Annotated in this window: 10 protein-coding genes and 1 pseudogene; 4 read left to right on the top strand and 7 right to left on the bottom strand. The window is 48.7% G+C overall.

Annotated features, from left to right (window positions below):
• Positions 1 to 242: 242 nt before the first annotated feature.
• The 7 genes and pseudogenes from ASN_RS20020 to glgA form a co-directional block, all read right to left on the bottom strand.
• A complete protein-coding gene (locus tag ASN_RS20020; protein ID WP_167541324.1) occupies positions 243 to 413 on the bottom strand; it encodes a hypothetical protein in 171 nt (56 codons plus the stop codon).
• A 288-nt stretch (positions 414 to 701) separates the two neighbouring features.
• Entirely contained in the window at positions 702 to 3,326 is a 2,625-nt protein-coding gene (gene treY, locus ASN_RS16700) for a malto-oligosyltrehalose synthase (protein ID WP_058988887.1), read from the bottom strand.
• Positions 3,323 to 5,352, bottom strand: a pseudogene (gene malQ, locus ASN_RS16690) (4-alpha-glucanotransferase). The gene treY and the pseudogene malQ overlap by 4 nt, the downstream one beginning before the upstream one ends.
• Complete coding sequence (gene treZ, locus ASN_RS16685; protein ID WP_058988884.1) at positions 5,349 to 7,127, bottom strand: malto-oligosyltrehalose trehalohydrolase; 1,779 nt, start codon at positions 7,125 to 7,127, stop codon at positions 5,349 to 5,351. The pseudogene malQ and the gene treZ overlap by 4 nt, the downstream one beginning before the upstream one ends.
• Positions 7,124 to 9,253, bottom strand: a complete 2,130-nt coding sequence (glgX, locus tag ASN_RS16680; protein ID WP_058988883.1) for a glycogen debranching protein GlgX — start codon at positions 9,251 to 9,253, stop codon at positions 7,124 to 7,126. Before glgX ends, treZ begins: the two co-directional genes overlap by 4 nt.
• Entirely contained in the window at positions 9,250 to 11,475 is a 2,226-nt protein-coding gene (glgB, locus tag ASN_RS16675; RefSeq protein WP_099048325.1) for a 1,4-alpha-glucan branching protein GlgB, read from the bottom strand. The genes glgX and glgB overlap by 4 nt, the downstream gene beginning before the upstream one ends.
• Positions 11,476 to 11,477: 2 nt before the next feature.
• Complete coding sequence (gene glgA / locus ASN_RS16670; RefSeq protein ID WP_058988881.1) at positions 11,478 to 13,067, bottom strand: glycogen synthase GlgA; 1,590 nt, start codon at positions 13,065 to 13,067, stop codon at positions 11,478 to 11,480.
• A 247-nt stretch (positions 13,068 to 13,314) separates the two neighbouring features.
• On the opposite strand from glgA, the gene ASN_RS16665 reads away from it, so the two are divergent.
• The 4 genes from ASN_RS16665 (at position 13,315) to ASN_RS16650 (ending at position 18,424) form a co-directional block, all read left to right on the top strand.
• The gene (locus ASN_RS16665) at positions 13,315 to 15,123 is read left to right on the top strand and encodes a glycoside hydrolase family 15 protein (RefSeq protein WP_058988880.1); all 1,809 of its coding nucleotides are present in this window, start codon (positions 13,315 to 13,317) and stop codon (positions 15,121 to 15,123) included.
• 176 nt (positions 15,124 to 15,299) lie between these two features.
• Positions 15,300 to 15,869, top strand: a complete 570-nt coding sequence (locus ASN_RS16660) for a biliverdin-producing heme oxygenase (RefSeq protein ID WP_058988879.1) — start codon at positions 15,300 to 15,302, stop codon at positions 15,867 to 15,869.
• A complete protein-coding gene (locus ASN_RS20340; RefSeq protein ID WP_058988878.1) occupies positions 15,862 to 16,176 on the top strand; it encodes a hypothetical protein in 315 nt (104 codons plus the stop codon). Before ASN_RS16660 ends, ASN_RS20340 begins: the two co-directional genes overlap by 8 nt.
• A 70-nt stretch (positions 16,177 to 16,246) precedes the next feature.
• On the top strand, positions 16,247 to 18,424 hold the full coding sequence (locus ASN_RS16650) for an HWE histidine kinase domain-containing protein (protein ID WP_231948293.1): 2,178 nt from the start codon (positions 16,247 to 16,249) through the stop codon (positions 18,422 to 18,424).
• The last annotated feature ends 15 nt before the right edge of the window (positions 18,425 to 18,439 follow it).

Here is an 18,439-nt window from a genome sequence, read left to right as displayed (position 1 = left end):
AATATGTTTCCTTTCGCCAAAAATGGTGTTTCTCGTCAGACAAGAGTTCTTCGTAAGCGCTGTGAGAATTTGGGCCATGGTCAAGCCTCCTTTTGAGACGGGCTGTTAGTGGATACTGCACACAGCCAGAAGAGAAGCAGACTTCGAGCCTTGAGCTCGCCGCTTTTACCGTAAAAAATAACGCTCTCAGAAGTAAACCTTCAGGAGAGCGTTATTCTGGAAGTGAATGACTTTACAGGGTCTCATTTTTTTGTAGATTTGACGGGTTTGGGAGATTTCTCCGGTGGTCCCCTATCGCCTGTTACACCACTGTGAGACGGTGGATCACTGGCTGGGAAACTGTCATCCAAAGTTTCGTCCAGCTTCTCATCCTGAGCTTGTTTTTTGCCGTTTTTGTTCTTTTTATCGGTCATGGCAGAACCTCATGTTGTTGATAAAAGTGAGAGAGCCCGCACTGATAAAAATGGGATGTTTAATCCGCTCTTTCCAAGAGTGGCGAAGCTTCTTCACTCCAACGTGCCAGATGGACTGATTTTCCCTTATTTAGATAGGTTGCTTATTCTTAATTATTGAGAAACATCTAATCCAGAAAATAAAAAACAAAGACAACGGACGACGAGAAAAATGTAGAAAAAACCACTTTATCATATTCTGGCAGGGCCAATACAAGTATGAATGTCTTTCCTTTGATGATGTGATAATCAAGATATTTGAGCGCTTGGTATTAGGATGTCGATGGGGAAATAACGGCATGAATCAGGAATGGCGAGTGTACCATCTTTGGTTATTTTCACATTGTTCCATAATATAGATTTCCATTCATGCTCTGTATTTTCAATAATTTCATCATTCGTTTTCACATAATCCAAAGTGCTCAGGTCTATAGATTCCGGTTTCAATAAAAAACCATGCTTTGGAACAAGAACGAGAGTTTTATTGTTGCCTTCCTGACGAGAAAAGCAAAAAAGAGAATTTTTAAAAATGGGTTTTAAAGTGATGGGAATATAATCTCCTTCTGAAAAAAGTTCTGGAAAATTCTGACGAAATTTGAGTATTTTTTGTATTAATATCTGTTTGATAATTCCATCTTTCCAATGCTGTGCCGTCTGAGAGAAGCTTTCATGGCGAAGGAGAGCTTTTTTTCGGGATTTATAATCAACCGCCTGACGGTTGTCTGGATCTACCAAGCTAAAGTCCCACCATTCTGTGCCTTGGTATGTATCTGCCACCCCAGGCACAGTAAAACGTAGCACAGTCTGGGCTAGACTATTCAAGGCACCGGCAGGCGCTATTTTCTGAAAAAATAGGGTAAAATCAGCAAGAAAAGGCTCGTGCGTAAGAATTTTTTCTATAAATGCCGTACAATCTGCTTCGTAATCTTTATCCGGGTCTGTCCAGCTTCCATGCCGTTTGGCTTCACGTATTGCTTTTATCTGCCATCCGAGAATGCGCTTCTTAAAAGATGCGTCTGGGATAGTCTGCTCCAAGGGCCAAGTGCCCAAAAGCGTTTGATATAAAATCAGTTCGTCTCTGCTGTCTGGCCCATTTTTCCCTCTGTGGACTTTATTCAGTGTTGACCATCTGGATACGGCTTCTCTCCATTCAGAGGAAAGAGACGATAACACAGCCAGTCGGGCCCTGGCGTCCTCTCCCCGCTTATGGTCATGAGTGGCCGTGGTGAGCATGCTCTGAGGACTATTCGTTTTCCGAGACTGCATTGCCTGATGGAATTGGGTGCTGGATATGGAAAATTGGGCCGGGTCCGTTCCCACATCGTTGCGTGAAAGCAAGCGTCCGTAACGATAGAACACAGTGTCTTCAATGGCTTTGGCTGCAAGTGGCGCACTTAGATGTTCGAAAGCTTGCACTCTCTTCCAGTCATCACCCTTTCCTGCCAGTTTTTCATTTAACCAATTCAACAAGGGAGAAAGGCGGGAAGGAATTTTTGTTTTGAGTTCTTTATGCGCCTGCTCAAGAAATATGTTCTGATTGCCAGAATGTGCCGATAAAGACCTGTTTTTGCCAAATTCATCAGCATTATATGTTCGATATATGCGTATAAGCGAGAGAAGCTTGATGACAATAAGGCGGACTTCCCGCTTGGTAAAATCGCGAAGAGTAATATCCTGCCGCGTAAGACGATAAAGATGATCAATGAGGTTATCGGTCGCGCCACAAAGCAAGCTCTCTGCGACTTCAATGCGGGCATTCTGGCTTTCTGTTGCATAATCAGACCAGCTTGGCGCGACCTCTTTCCACAAACTCTCGAGCGCTTTTTCTCCCGAATTGTCATGCAGTAAAAGGCTGATTTCCTCTAGAAAATCATATCCTGTCGTGCCGGTTACCTGCCAAGTGGGCGGTAGTTTTTCTTCTGGCTCCAGAATTTTTTCTACGTAAAGGATAGGGGCTTCAGGAGATGAGGACGGACGAACTGCTTTCCGTTTAGCCATTTCTTCTCTGAGGCGCTGACAGTAATAGCCGGGTTGCGCCAAGCCATCGATATGATCAACACGGAAACCATCAATAACGCCTTGCTCATAAAGGGTAAGAGCATAGGAATGAACGGTATCAAACACGAAATCATTCTGAATATTCAGGGCAACTAGCTCAGTAATGTTAAAAAAACGTCGCCAGTTTATGGTTTCGTCAGCAACACGCCACCATGCCAGCCTATAATTCTGTTTTTCGAGAAGGTTATGGAGATCTGTCGCATTGTCGTTGTAAACATCGAGAGTGGATTGAATAGAATTATACCATTTTTCTGCTCCTACGTCATTTTTACTGGGTAACGGAAGATGATCCGGGCAGATCGGGAAGCAATGTTCATGGTGCTGAATATAAAAATATTCTTTCTCTTCATTATAAAATAACGTGAGAAGCCCATCATTTAATGCCAACCCATAGGGGCGATCTAGAAAAGGAAGAAGGATAGTATTTTCAGGCCGATGCTGAGTTGCGTCCCAGTCAATATCGAAAAAAGAAGCGTAATCGGAAGATCGTCCCCACGTCAGAACATCTTGCCACCATTTGTTCTCAGATCCAACAGCCATATGATTTGGAACAATGTCCAGTATCAGCCCCATATTGCGTGTATGGGCAGCGTGGCTGAGCGCTAGAAGCCCAGGCTCCCCTCCCCTTTCCTGACTGATGCGATTGTAGTCAATGGTGTCATAACCGTGATTGGAGCCGTGCCGAGATTCAAAAAGAGGAGAAAGGTAAAGGTGACTGATTCCAAGAGAGTGATAGTAGTCAATGTGCTCACATGCGTCATAAAGTGTGAATTCGTTGTGGATTTGTAGCCTTAATGTCGCACGTAAATTGCTCATTTTACGTTTCTTGCTTTTTCTATAATGGCGATACGACGCGCAATATCTTTGTTTTGGACAATTTCTTTTACCATGATTGGATATCTGTTGCGCCAGTTTGGATGTTCTTTCTGATCGCCGGGCACATTTGGTTGTTCTGTCATACCCAGAAAATCTTCCATGGGTACAAGAACAAGGGGGCAAGGTGTGCTGGCTACGGCCTGAATTGATGTGTCAACAACTGTTGTAGCGCCCGCAGGACTGACGGGCGGCATAGGGAGAGGGTCTTCCTTTGACGTGGCGGCGGTCAACATAGACCATAACGTGTTGCGCTCATTCTGCCGTGCTGCTGTTGGCGCTTGTTCTTTATTTCTGGCGTGTTGGGCAGGGTTATCCATTTCCAACCACCATCCGGCTACTGTAGGCAGATCATGTGTTGTTGTCATGGCAACACCCGTTGTAGGCCACGCCGCAGGTGCCATAAACTGGTTTGACGGGGTTTTCATAAACCACATCACATTCATGCCCCATATTTTTTTTCTGCCATACGGCTTCGGAAGCCTTTGGGAACAGTTCCTAGGTCTTCTCCTATTACCATGCCTCCTGCTCTTACAGATTCAAGCGCCAGAAGATTTTTCAGGTCTGCCTGAGGCATGGTGAGATATGTTCCCTCATTGGAATTTCCTCCATCCGGTATCAGCCATATCCGTTCGAGGCCCATAACGTGATCAAATCTGATCCCGCCGCCTGCAGCAAAACCTGCACGGAGCATGGCAATAAAGGCTTCATATCCATTTTGCTGTAATGCCTGTGGAGAAAAGGTGGTCAATCCCCAGTTCTGCCCCGCCGGTGCCAGTTGATCCGGGGGGGCGCCAATCGAGGCTCCAATAAGAAAATTATCCTGTTGTGACCAGCATTCCGCCCCGGATGGGGCGAGCCCAACGGCAATATCCGCAATCAACCCGATGGGCATTCCCGCCTCTCGCGCTGTCCTGGCGGCATATTTCAGGCTTTTTACTGCAAGCCATTGCAAAAAAAGCCAAAACCCTACTTCTTCCTGGTGAGTATGGGCAAAGCGGGCAACTTCTGGCGTATCGGGTTTTTTGAAGGGAGCTTCCCATAATCTCCAGTTGTCTCCCCGCGGCCCCCGCGTTTTCAGAAAAGCCTGTAGCGCTTCAAAGACAGCATGGTTTTTTAACGCGCTTCCTCCCTCCTGAATGAAGGACAGCATGTCTTGTGGAGGACACGGCCTAATATGTTTTTCATACAGTACACGAAGAACCTGAAGCCTCAATGTACCGGCAGCCTTCCAGTTAATCAGCTTTTCTGCCGTTCTTTCTGTAATCTGGGCCGCCCAGTCCGGATGTTGCCGGTAAACTGTATGGATAAGCTGCTTGGAAAAACACGTCCGTAAATCAGCAAGAAGCGGATTCAAAAATCTTCTGCTGGAGGGAGAATACGGGCTGCATCGTTCGGGATGTATTGGGCAAAGTGCATGTAAAGGGCTCATCATAAGAGCGTCTGCTCCCTGGAGGCCTGCTATTTTGGCAAGCTTTGCCACACTGCCCAAATGCCCGATGCCGGTATCATTACTTTGCCGAAGTGCGGGGATTTGTACAGTTAGCCCCCAACCGCGTGACTGTTCATTACGAAATTTTAGAGAAGCGCAGGTTTCTGGTGCAACAGCGAGCGTAATTTCTGTCCCACCAAGTTCCAATGTATGGTAGCCGGGTTTGTAACAACGGGGTAATTGAAAGATATCGTTTTGAGTTGGCGAAATCTTTCCTTCAGTTTGCGTACCATCTTCGTGTTTTAATAAGAAGGACTGTGGTCCTCCTTTCCGAAATGGCAAATTTGTCGTTTCGCCCACTTTAACAGTCAGTAAGGACGGGTAATTTTTTTCCTCTCCAGAAGAGCGTGTCTGCAAGGTATGGAGAAGTGCCTGAAGCACATCCGGGTCCGTGCGATGTGTTTTGCCGAACGCATCCTGCCATGAGATGGCAAGCCCCGCCTGCTTGGCAGCTTGATGCAGATCGCGCTTGGTCATCGTTCAGAACCTTCTCGCAAGGTTGCTATAAAACTATGAGATTTTAATGTATGATTGATTTTACGGTCCTGATGGTCCGAGCGGTAGAGGACAACCCCCGCATAGCCTGTAAGCATCGTAATGTCGGTGTCAGAAAAATTGACAAAAAGCTCCAGAAGTCTGTCATCACCCATGCGCCAACTGACGGCAAAGGCCCCAGGAGCCCATATATGGCTGGAAGCGGCACGTGCATTGCGTAAGCGCGGGACGATATGTTCCTGCCGAACAGCAATCAGCTTTTTTACCGTTTCATAGATTTCTGCATACTCGGGCTGGTTACGCTCGGCCCAATCCAGGCAGGAACGCCTGAATGTCTCAGGAGAGGCAGGGTCAGGAATAAGATGGGCTTTTTCCTGACTATTAAAAGCAGAAAACGCAGCCATTTCTTTTTGCCGCCCTTCGCGAACAAGCCTGTTCAAATCGTCACTATGACTTACAAAATAAAGAAAGGGTGTTTTCGCCCCCCATTCTTCTCCCATGAAAAGCATAGGAATGTGAGGAGATAACAACAGCAAAGCATGAGCAACACTCAAAACTGCACTTTCTATCTGTGTCGATAACCGATCACCTACCGCACGGTTGCCAATCTGATCATGATTTTGAAGAAAGAAAATGAACGAGGTTGGTGATAAATCGGCCGAGGGCTGTCCGCGGGGCTTTTGCGTATCGGGTGAGATCTGTCCTTGATAAACAAAACCTTCCTGTAGGGCGAGCACAAGGTCCTGAGTTGGGTTTTGGGCGAAGTTTCCGTAATAACCCTCTGTTTCTCCGGTTAACAGGACATGCAAGGCGTTATGCGCGTCATCATTCCATTGGGCAGAGTACCCTGCTCGCAGAAGAGAGGCATCATTATTTTCATTTTCCAGAATAAAATGGATATGTCTTTCAGGATGACACCTTGCGCGTATCTTGTGAACAAGATCCTGAAGCCATGATTGGGGAGCAATGGCATGCACTGCATCCAACCTCAATCCATCAATATGATAGATGTTAAGCCAATATAGTGCATTATCAAGGAAAAAATCCTGCACGGCAGGAAGCGTAAAATTTATGGCCTGCCCCCACGCCGTTTGTCGAACAGAAGAAAAAAACTCGGGAATGTATTGAGAAAGAACATTCCCTTCAGGTCCAAAATGATTATACACGACATCCAAGAATACCATGATATGCCGCTCATGCGCAGCATCAATCAGGGCTTTCAGATCATTTGGTGAACCGTAACTTGATTCCGGAGCATACGGAAAAACGCCATCATATCCCCAGTTTCTGCTGCCTGGAAACTCAGAGAGCGGCATCAGTTCGATGGCGGTTATCCCTAGGTCAGAGAGCGTATCTAGCTGTTTGATGATAGCAGAATACCCGCCACAGGTCCCCACATGGAGTTCATAGATAACGGTTTCTTCCCATGGGCGTCCAAGCCACTGAGGGGTGCGCCATTGATAGGCGTGCTGATCAACAATTGCGCTCTTCCCGTGCACATCGTCTGGCTGGAACTGAGAGGCCGGGTCTGGAATGAGCGTGTCGGGAGACAGTTTATAGGAATAGCGCACGCCGGGCTGGCATGAAAAACAGGTTTCATGCCAACCCTCCTCATTCTTGGACATGGCCATTTCTGAACCATCCTCCAAAACCACAGAAATCTGCTCATAGTGAGGAGCCCATATGCGGAAACGTGTTGTTCCATCTGCCTGATACCAGGCTCCCCATTTTGGCAAGAAGCTGACAGTGGGGCTCATGATACCTCTCCCACTTCTGTCGTGGTGGACGAAGGCCGATAGGCCAGCATGGCCAAGCTCCGACCACTCACCTGAAGCTCTGAGAGAGAGGAAAAAAACAAAGTTTCCTCCTTCTCAGGATGCGCACTTTCCAGAATAAAGCGCCATTCGCCAAACGGTTGAGGAAGAGTGAAAAGTTGGGGATCGGCATTGGCGTTTAATAGAAGAAGGGTAATATCTTTCTTACCCTGCCTGGACGCCGCTCGCCTTAAGGCAAGGGTCCGCCCTTCCGGCCGTTCCCATTCTTCCACGCTCATTGGCGTTCCGTCTGCAGAAAACCAGCCGATGTCAGTAATTCCGGGGCTAATTTCGGTATGACCGTGCAGATATCGTCCGTATTTTATGGAAAAATGATTTTGTCTGGCCATCAGGAGGCGTTTGACAAATTTAGCCATTTCCAGTTCTGACGGTATGTCCAGAAGGGACCAGTTCAGCCAGCTTAAAATACTGTCCTGGCAATAGGCATTATTATTGCCATTCTGGGTTTGTCCAAACTCGTCGCCCGCCAGGAGCATGGGAGTGCCTTGTGACAAAAGCAGAGTTGCAAACATGGCGCGGCGCACTGTATCGCGAACATGAAGGATGCCCGGGTCTTCGCTTTTCCCTTCCTCTCCCCAGTTGGTGCTATAGTTCTCACCATGTCCGTCCTGATTGTTTTCTTCATTTGCCTCATTATGGCGTTCATTGAAACTGACAACATCCATGAGGGTGAAACCATCATGCGCTGTCAAAAAATTCACAGAACTCCATGGGCGCCTGCCTTTGCGTTCAAAAATGTCGCCTGATCCGGTCAGGCGGGCGGCAAGTAGGCCTCTTTGTCCTTCGTCCCCTCTCCAGAAGCGTCGGCTTGTGTCTCTATAACTGTCGTTCCATTCCACAAAACCCGGTGGATGGTTGCCAATCTGGTATCCTCCCGGTCCCGGATCCCAAGGTTCTGCAATCAGTTTAAGAGAAGACAGAAGAGGGTCTTGCCTTAAAATATCAAAAAAACCACTCCGTGGATCAAAGCCATACTCTTCACGGCCTAATGTGGTGCATAAATCAAAGCGAAAACCGTCAATGTGAAATACCTCAGCCCAGTAGCGCAGTGAGTCTATGACCATTTGCAAAACACGGGGATGAGAAAGATTAAGCGTGTTTCCACATCCTGTATCATTGATACAGCAGCGTAGATTGTCCGGTGCCAGACGATAATAACTGGCGTTGTCCAGGCCGCGATAACAGAGTGTTGGGCCGAGTTCGTTCCCTTCCGCAGTGTGATTGTACACCACATCCATTATGACTTCGATGCCCGCAGCATGTAAAATTCGGACCAGCGTGCAGAGATCTGAGGGAGAGCCTGAGGTAATGTAGCCTGTATGAGGCACAAAAAAAGATAGAGTGTTGTAGCCCCAGTAGTTTACTAGGCCCTTGTCTTGCAGATATCGATCCGTCAAAAAAGCCTGAACTGGCATCAGTTCCAGTGTCGTGATACCCAGATTTTTAAGGTAGGACACAAACCAGTTTTCACATAGGGCTGCAAATGTTCCCCGTTTAGAGAATGGGATATCCGAACGTAGCATGGAAAGGCCGCGCGGATGTGCTTCCATAATGACGGTGTCTTCCCATGGCACATGAGGGCGTTTGTCGTCTCCCCAGTCAAAAGCGTGATGGCAGACAACGCTGCGTGGCATATAAGGAGCACTGTCTCTTCTGTCCTGAGTTAAATCTGCTCGTGCGGCGTTAATGCGATAACCGAACAGGGCATCAGTCCATGTCAGGCGACCTGCCATTCCTCGTGCGTAAGGATCAAGGAGAAGCTTGTGGGGGTTGAAGCGGTGCCCTTGCATTGGCTCGTAATTACCAAAAGCGCGGAAACCATATAGGGTGCCGGGACGCGCACCGGGAAGATACCCATGCCAGATTTCATCTGTGTATTCTGGTAATTTATAACGGTGAGATTCCTTGCGGGAGGAGGAATCAAATATGCATAGTTCAATACGTTGGGCGTGGCCGGAAAACACAGCAAAATTAACGCCGTTTCCATCCCACGTGGCACCCAAGGGATAAGGTCGTCCAGGCAGAAGGGCATCACTCCATGATGTCATCCGGCTCCTCCTTCATGTTGTAGATACAAGACACTCAAAGGGGGGAGATACAAAACACACGATTGCTCATAACCGTGGGACACAATCTGCTCCGTGCTGCGCCCGCCAGCGTTGCCCGTCCCCCCTCCCCCATAATCGTCTGCGTCTGTGTTCAATCTTTCTGCCCACCAGCCGGGAAGAGGAACACCTATCCGATAATCGATGCGCGGTACGGGGGTCATGTTACACACAACCAGAACCGGTTTTCCGTCATCTCCATATCGAAGCCACGCGAACACGCTGTTTTCTGTGTCATTGCCAATGATCCACGCAAATCCATCAGAATGAGTATCGCGTTGGTGAAGAGTAGGCTCCGTGCGGTGCAGCCGGTTCAGGTCTCTGACCAGCGCATGCATTCCCCGCCCCCACGGGGTATCAAGCATGTTCCAGGCAAGTTCCCCGTGAGGATCCCACTCTTCCCATTGGGCAAGCTCAGCCCCCATGAATAGGAGTTTTTTTCCAGGATGGCCCCACATGAAAGCGAGATATGCGCGTAATCCTGCGTAGCGCGTGCCGCCTTCTCCTGGCATGCGAGAAAGAAGAGATCCTTTCCCATGCACAACTTCATCGTGAGAAAGGGGAAGGACAAATTTTTCGGAAAAAGCGTAGTGCAAACCGAAAAGAATGTTGTCATGGTGATAGCGGCGCCAGAGAGGGTCACGGCTGATGTAGGACAAAGTGTCGTGCATCCACCCCATGTTCCATTTGTAAGTAAACCCAAGGCCACCGCTGTCTACGCTGCGCGTGACACCTGGCCAGGCGGTTGATTCTTCCGCAATCATCAACGCAGTAGGCGCGTATTCAGCGACTGCGTGGTTCAGTTCCCGCAGGAATTCCACAGATTCAAGATTTTCCCGCCCGCCATAATAATTTGGCAGCCAGCCATTATGGGGGCGACTGTAGTCCCGGTACAGCATGGATGCCACGGCATCTACACGCAGCCCATCAACATGATATTGAGTAAGCCACATCAAGGCACTGGCAATAAGAAAACCTCGGACTTCGTTTCTTCCCACATTATAAATAAGGGTATGCCAATCGGGATGCAGACCCTCTCGTGGGTCCTGGTGTTCAAATAGGCATGTGCCATCAAAACGCGCCATGCCGTGAAGGTCATTGGGAAAATGCGCCGGAACCCAGTCCAGAATGACCCCCAAACCGGCCTGGTGACATGCGTCTATGAAAGAGGCCAACTGCTGCGGGTTACCTTGTCGCGGCATGGGAGCGAACAGTCCCAATGGTTGGTAACCCCATGAGCCATCAAAAGGATGAGCCATGATGGGCATAAGCTCAATATGCGTAAATCCTAGGTCAACAACGTAGGGGATAAGAGTTTCTTTAAGTTCATCCCATGTCAGAATACGCGTGCCATCTTTATCAGGGCGTCGCCATGAGCCGACATGGCATTCATAAATTGAGAGAGGAGCATTTTCTGCGTGGAATGAAGAGCGGCGAGCCATCCATTCTTCATCATGCCATTCAAAATCTAAAGGAGAGGCAACAACAGATGCGGTGGCTGGTGGAATTTCGGATGCCAATGCAAAAGGGTCTGCATGCAATGGCAGACGTGCGCCATCAGGGCCAGTTATATCGTATTTGTAACGCGAACCGGACATCACGTTGGGAATAAATAATTCCCAAATGCCACCGTCATGCCGCAGCCTCATAGGGTGCCGGCGGGCATTCCAGAGATTGAAGTCTCCGACAACCGACACACTTTTCGCATTGGGAGCCCACACAGCAAATCGAACACCGGCCACGCCGTCAATGGTCATGGTTTGTGCGCCCATCATGTGAGCCAATTCACGGTGTTTCCCTTCCGCAAAGAGATGCAAATCATGATGGCTTAACAAAGGAGGAAATGAATATGGGTCTGCTCCCTCCTCCCACCCGTCAGCCCACCCAATCCGTAATTTATAAGGTGCGCCAGTAGGAATGCGTGCTTCATAAAGCCCCGCCTGAGCAACGCATTTCATGGCTTGTTCACGCTGGACACCTGTGCGCGTCCAGCGGACCAGTCTTACCTCTCGTGCGTCCGGCATGAACACGCGGATGACGTCAGACCTTCCTGATTTATGCCTTCCCAGCAAAGAAAACGGGTCACCACAGGTGCCGTTAAGCAGGGAGGACAGTTGTTCCTGTGTTATGTTCGGTAGCGTAGCAGGAGCGTCTCGGTCGGCCATAGTCATGATACCGAACGTTCTGAACCGGCAAGAGGAGGACGCCGCGCGATACTCCGTTTGCCCGTTGCGGCTTTAGCATTGAAGGCCAGAACATCTGCCTGGTTGCTGTGATGCGAAGGAACAAGCCTTTTGAACAAGGCACCGTACAAGGCTGCGGGCCTTTGCCACGATACATCCTGTTGGGCACCGTTTCTTTGAAGGAGTGTCCACAAAGCTTTATCGCAGAAGACTTTATAAACACGCTGCATCACATTGATAATGGCCGTGGCATCGTTGGGGGAGAAAACAAAGCCGGTTGCGCAACCAGCCGAAAGTGCGGCGGCATTTGCATCAATAATAGTGTCTGCCAGTCCCCCTACCTTTGAAACAACAGGCACAGCGCCATAGCGCATGGCATAGAGTTGGGTAAGACCGCACGGTTCAAAACGCGAAGGAACAAAAATGACGTCAGCCGACGCTTGGGCTCGGTGACCCAAACTTTCACTGTATCGTAACGTGCAAGCAAAACGGCCCGGAAAACGGCGGGCAAGATGACCGAGCTGTCTTTCGATATGAAGCTCCCCTCCTCCCACAACCACGCATTGCAGGGCGTAATTTTGCCTCATCAGAACAGGCATAGCTTCAGCGAGGAGATCTATTCCCTTCTGATCGGTCAGCCGGCTGACAACGCCAATAAGGAGTGCATCTGGATTTTGTGCCAGGCCAAACTCGGCCTGAAATGCAGCTTTATTTGATCTACGTGTCCATACGTTTCCAGGTTTATAAGGGAAATGGATATCCGGATCAGTTTCCGGGTTCCAGACATCCGTATCCACGCCATTGAGAATACCGCTGAGATTGGCGCTTCGGCTATGAAGCAGTCCTTCAAGCCCCATGCCAAATTCCGCTGTTTGGATTTCTTCTGCGTAATTTGGGGAGACTGCAATCAGCCAGCGTGCATAATACAAACCTGCTTTTAAAAAACCAATATCACCATGAAATTCAAACCCGTTTTGTGAAAATCCTTCAACAGGCAGTTCAAAAGAAGAGAGTTGGTCAGCGCCAAAACGCCCTTGAAAGGCAATATTATGAATGGTTTGCACAACCGGAGGCGTCATTCCTGGCGTAAAATGCAGATAAGCCGCAGTTAAGCCTGCAGGCCAATCATGAGCCAATACAAGATCTGGCTGATAATCAGCGACCAATCCACAAGCCAGACGAGCAGCAACCCGAGAGAGTAAAGCAAACCTCAGGCCGTTATCATCCCAGGATTTTCCGTTTCCTGCAGTATAGGGACTACCAGATCTCAAATAAAGCTCAGGGCAATCAATTATGAAGAAATAATTATGCTCGATGGACGCCTGAATAATATGAACAGTATGGCCTAATTCCTGTATTTCTATTTTTTCTTGTTCATAATGGGCCCATTTCAGAGCGTTCATAACGGATGGATAGCCAGGCAAAACTGTTCTGACACGCACGCCTTGAGGGGCGAGTGCGGCAGGCAGAGCGCCCGTTACATCACCCAGGCCTCCCGTTTTCACCAGAGGAAAAAATTCTGATGCAACAGACAAAACATCAAGTTCAATTTTTTTTTGAAAAAGCTGCTGCATAGCATAACCTTTCCCGGTTATCGGGACATGGGTTTCCGTATTATCGCCTAACGTGCCAATGGCGTAGAGAGTGCATCAATCACGGGAATGTGATGTTAAGGCTGAGTGTCGCCATTAAAAAGATCGCGAAAAGCCAAATTTCTGATTTTTGCCGAATTTAAATATAAAAATAAGGGTTCTTGGGGAACATCGCCTGTTTCGCTTTCGTTTCAGGAAATAAGCTTATTACCGATACAAAGGAGACAGCATGCGCCAGTTGCTAAACTCTTCTTTCCGTTCTCTTCCCCTCCCCATCGCGGATTACGCCTTGATTGGCAATTGTCGAACCGCAGCTCTTATTGGCAAGGATTGTTCAATAGACTGGTTATGTGTTCCTCGTTTTGATAGCGCAGCCTGTTTGAGTGCATTGTTGGGAACTATAGATCACGGATGCTGGAAGCTGGAACCAGAGGAAGCTCTTATCTCTACTTCACGTCAGTACTGTGGAGACACGCTTATTCTTGAAACGCGACTGACCACGGGAAGTGGAGAGGTTGTTGTGACAGATTATATGCCTAAACTTGATGGGCACACCTCCATTATCCGTCGCGTAAAGGGTGTGAGGGGGCGTGTCAGGATGCGCTTTTTCCTTCGCTTGAGATTTGACTACGGCTTTACCGTTCCATGGGTCACTCGCTTGCATGACGAAGAAGGTATTCGTGCCATTGCCGGGCCGGATCAGGTTATTATTCGATCTTCTATTCCTTTACAGTCAGAAGAATTAAATACGGTCGCTTATTTTGAAATAGCAGAACAGGAGGAAGAAACATTTGTTCTTCAGCATGCCGCCTCTCATTTGCCTGTTCCTGATCGTCTCGATGTCGATGCCCTGCTGAACGAAACACAAGAGTGGTGGGAAGCATGGTCAGCCCAATGTACCTATCATGGTCCTTGGCGCGAAGCCGTAATGCGTTCCCTGATTGTATTGAAGGCCCTTACCTACTCTCCTACCGGAGGGATTGTTGCTGCGCCCACCACGTCCCTGCCAGAAGATCTGGGAGGAATCAGAAACTGGGATTACCGTTATTGCTGGTTACGGGATGCGGCCCTGACGCTTTCTGCCCTCATTTCGTGTGGGTACCATGAAGAGGCTCAGGCGTGGAATGACTGGCTTCATCGCAGCATTGCGGGAGATGCCGCGCAAACCCAGATTATGTATGGGGTCAGTGGCGAGCGTATGTTGCGGGAATGGAGTGTGGAAAACCTTCCCGGTTATCATAACGCCAAACCCGTGAGAATTGGGAACGCTGCATCTGATCAGATTCAGCTTGATATTTACGGGGTCATGGCGCACGTCGCCCAACTCGGGCGGAACGCTGGGTTGTCTCGTTCTCACTCGTCATGGGCGCTTCAGACAAATCTTCTCAATCGGTTGGAATTAAAATGGAGAGATCCTGATCACGGAATATGGGAGGTGCGCGGGGGAACCCGCCAGTTTGTCCATTCCAAAGTAATGGCATGGTTGGCGTTTGATTGTGCATTAAAAGATATGGTGCGCTACAATCTTTCAGGCCCATATGAAAGATGGCAGGAGATAAGAGAAGCCTTACATAACGATATATGCAGTTATGGATTTAATGTCGGAATTGGCAGCTTTGTTCAGTATTATGGAAGTGATGGAGTGGATGCTTCTCTTTTAATACTTCCTCTTGTCGGTTTTCTTCCCATTTCTGACCCGCGAATTCAAAGCACAATTAAGGTTATTGAGAAAAAGCTTCTTAGCGGCGGCCTGATCAGGCGGTATGAAACAGAAGACAATGTTGACGGGCTCAATTCGGAAGAAGGCGCTTTTCTGGCGTGTTCGTTCTGGCTTGCCGACGTGTACGCCTTGGATGGTCGAAAAGAAGCGGCCAACGCGTTGTTTGAAAGATTACTGGCCCTGAGAAATGATGTGGGCCTTTTGGCCGAAGAGTATGATGCACACCAAAAAGTGCAGTTAGGTAATTTCCCACAAGGATTTTCTCATCTTGCGCTTATCCATACGGCTCTTCTTTTGTCTGGTGAACTGCAAGAGTAATAAATATTTTATTAAGTATTCTGTTTTCCCTGATCTGTCATGCTGTTGATCCATGTTCAGGCAAGTGACATAGTGCCGGAATGTTACTTGGGTTTGAATGGGGTTGTTTTTGATGTCTGAATTTGAATCCATGTTTCTTCAGGCACTTTGACCCAGAAAAAACGGCTCTATTTTCTATGAATTCGACTTCCCGGCGGTTTGTTTTACGAGATGGTACATGGACCATCCATCAGCAGCTTGATGCAGCAATAGGGCCATTGACATCTCTTGCTGCTTACAAGCGGTATCTTGTCAGTATTCTGGCGTTAAGGGGAGGTGTAGAATCCTGTTTTCAGCATATTTCCTGGCCAGATTTTTTTGAAGGCTGGCATCCCACAACTCTTCTGCCTGTTCTTAATCAAGACGCTCGGGATATGGCAATTTCTCCCGATGTTTTTTCATCGGTCGCCCTTCCCGCGACAATTTCTGCCTTGATGGGAATGGTTTATGTTGTGGAAGGTGCCTCATTGGGGGCGCAAATACTGGTAAAACAGGCATCCTTACTTGGTCTAGGTGAAGAATTTGGTGCCCGCCATCTTTTTGTTCAATCTGGTTCGTTGGATAACTGGAAAGTTTTCTTGTCTCTTCTGGATAAAACGCCAGCCTTTGACAAGGAGCAAGCTGTCGATAGCGCAAGGAACCTTTTTTGCTCTGCCTTGGACGCCGTGAAAAAGGTGGATGCTCAGCAAGGCCTCTTACATGGTTGAATTCGGCAAAGCAGATCTGACCAGTTGCGATAAAGAGCCCATTCATATCCCCGGCAGTATTCAACCTCATGGCTGCCTTTTCAGTTGTGATAGAGATACTTTCATGCTGCGTCGCGTTTCCGCAAATGCGGCAGGCATGCTGGGCCTTGAGCACATGCGTCCCGGAGACATGTTGTCCGAGCTCCTCGGGCGCGAAGCCGTGCATGAAATCCGTAACGCCCTCACCAATAGCCTTTCCCTCAAGCGCCCGGCTTATCTCTTTGATGTTGAGATAACCCCGGCTGTCTATCCATATTGTGGGGCCTGAGGTTGTCGTTGAATGCGAGGCTACGGGTGCGTCTGATATCAGCCGTTTATCCATAGGGCAGCTCCGGCTGATGCTCGATCGGATACGTAATCTCTCAGATCAGCAGCAACTGTGCGATACCGTTGTGCGTCTACTGCGAGGCATGCTGCGGTATGACCGGATCATGATCTACCGGTTTGACCCGGATTGGTCCGGAAAGGTGATTGCAGAAGCTCGGTCTCCCTTGTTGGAAAGCTTTCTGGGTCAGCATTTTCCAAGCAGCGATATTCCTGCTCAGGCACGCGATCTCTACCGCCGAGCCCTGATACGAACTATTGGAGACGTGAACTATACGCCTGTACCGTTGCTGGAATTGCCGGGTAGCGTGCCTTTGGACATGTCTTTCGCACAGCTTCGGAGCGTCTCTCCCATTCATTGCGAGTATCTGGCCAACATGGGCGTGGGGGCGTCCATGTCTATTTCTTTGATCGTGGATGGCGCCTTATGGGGGATGATTGCATGCCACAATTATTCCCCTCGCCGTCTTACACTGGCTGAGCGCGCTGTTGCCAAAATGTTTGGAGAGTTTGTTGCTCTCCGTATCGTTGTAATTTTAAGAACGAACCGTCTTCTTATTACGCAAAGAACACATGCTTTAATCGACAATTTCCTCAGAGACGCTGTCTCCATGACGGACATGCCGTCCTATTTGCGGTCTCGGATTGCTGATCTTCAGCCGCTTGTCCCCTGCGACGGCCTTGGGCTGTGGATTGGCGGGCAATGGACAGCTTACAAAGAGGCTCCAACCTCATCTCAGGTGGCACAGAAACTTGTTGAAACCATTTCTCCGGTAGTAGGAGCGCACATCTGGCATACAGCCCATTTTTCAGGAGCTTTTGAGTGGGCAAAATGCCTGCTTCCAAATGTGGCGGGCGTTATGGTTATTCCAATTTCCGCACAGCCAGAAGATTATCTTTTTCTTTTTCGGAAGGAAATTGTCCAGACGCTTAATTGGGGAGGAGACCCCAACAAGACCTACAAGACCGGACCTAATGGGCCACGTCTTACGCCACGCTCCAGTTTTGCTATCTGGAAAGAACAGGTTCGGGATCATTGTTATCCGTGGACTACGGATGATGAAGAGGCCGCCATTCTCCTCCGTTCCGCGTTGATAGAGGTAATGGGAGCTTATCATCAGCAACAGCTTCAGGAGCGTTCCGAGGCAGATATTCGCCAGAGAATGTTGAATGAAGAGTTGAGTCATCGCGTCAAGAATATTCTGGCCGTTGTACAATCCCTTATGAGCCGCCCAGTTCCCCAAGGCCGGACCATGAAGGATCACTTCTCTATCTTGAAGGCCCGTATCGGCGCACTTGCCCGTGCACATGATCAGGTGGTGCGGGCGGATGGAGGTGGCCTACTTCGGCAACTGCTTGAAGCAGAACTGGAGCCTTATCGTCTGGAAGCAAGCACGATTACCCTGCACGGCCCCGAGATCTGGCTAACGGGGCGAGCGTTGTCCGTTATTGCGCTCGTTATCCATGAACTGGCAACAAATGCAGCAAAATACGGTTCGCTCTCCTGTCGGGAGGGACGTCTGGAAGTGGACTGGCACTTTGACGAGAGAGAACAGACCTGGGTGCTGACATGGAAGGAAACTGGTGGCCCGCCGGTCACGCAATCGGACGAAAAAGGATTTGGCTCCGTTCTGATTGAACGTGCCATTCCGCATGAATTGAATGGCAAAGCGATATGTGATTTGCGAACCGAAGGGCTGTTCATCCGTTTTGAGTTACCTAAGCGCCATGCTGTGTGTGTCATGCAGGAGAATAATATTATGTCAGACGTCGTCATCCCGTCAGAAACCAGATCGACTGATGATGCTCTACGGATGGCGTCAGTTCTGATCGTGGAAGATCAACTTCTGATTGCAATGGACATTGAGCATGCCTTGATGGAGCATGGCGTAAAGAATGTAAGGACAGTGTCATCGGTTTATGAAGGGCAACAAGCCTTGAAGAAGGATATGCCGGATATTGCTCTTCTTGATCTGAACCTGGGCGATGAAACATCAGTTAAAATCGCCAATGCTCTCCGTGATCGGCATGTTCCATTCCTGTTCGCTACCGGATATGCGGATGGTTCAATGATTCCTGCCGAATTCAACAATGTGCCGGTTATAAGAAAACCTTATGCTGTTCATACAGTCATTCGTGAAATGACGAAGCTTCTCGTTTCTTCAGCAGCGCATCATCAGGATATGGAATGAGGTGATATAGTCCAT

This window comes from Acetobacter senegalensis (genome assembly GCF_001499615.1).
In the GTDB taxonomy this organism is placed as follows: domain Bacteria; phylum Pseudomonadota; class Alphaproteobacteria; order Acetobacterales; family Acetobacteraceae; genus Acetobacter; species Acetobacter senegalensis.
Note: the sequence above shows the minus strand (reverse complement) of the source record. Positions and strands in the feature narration are given on the sequence as shown.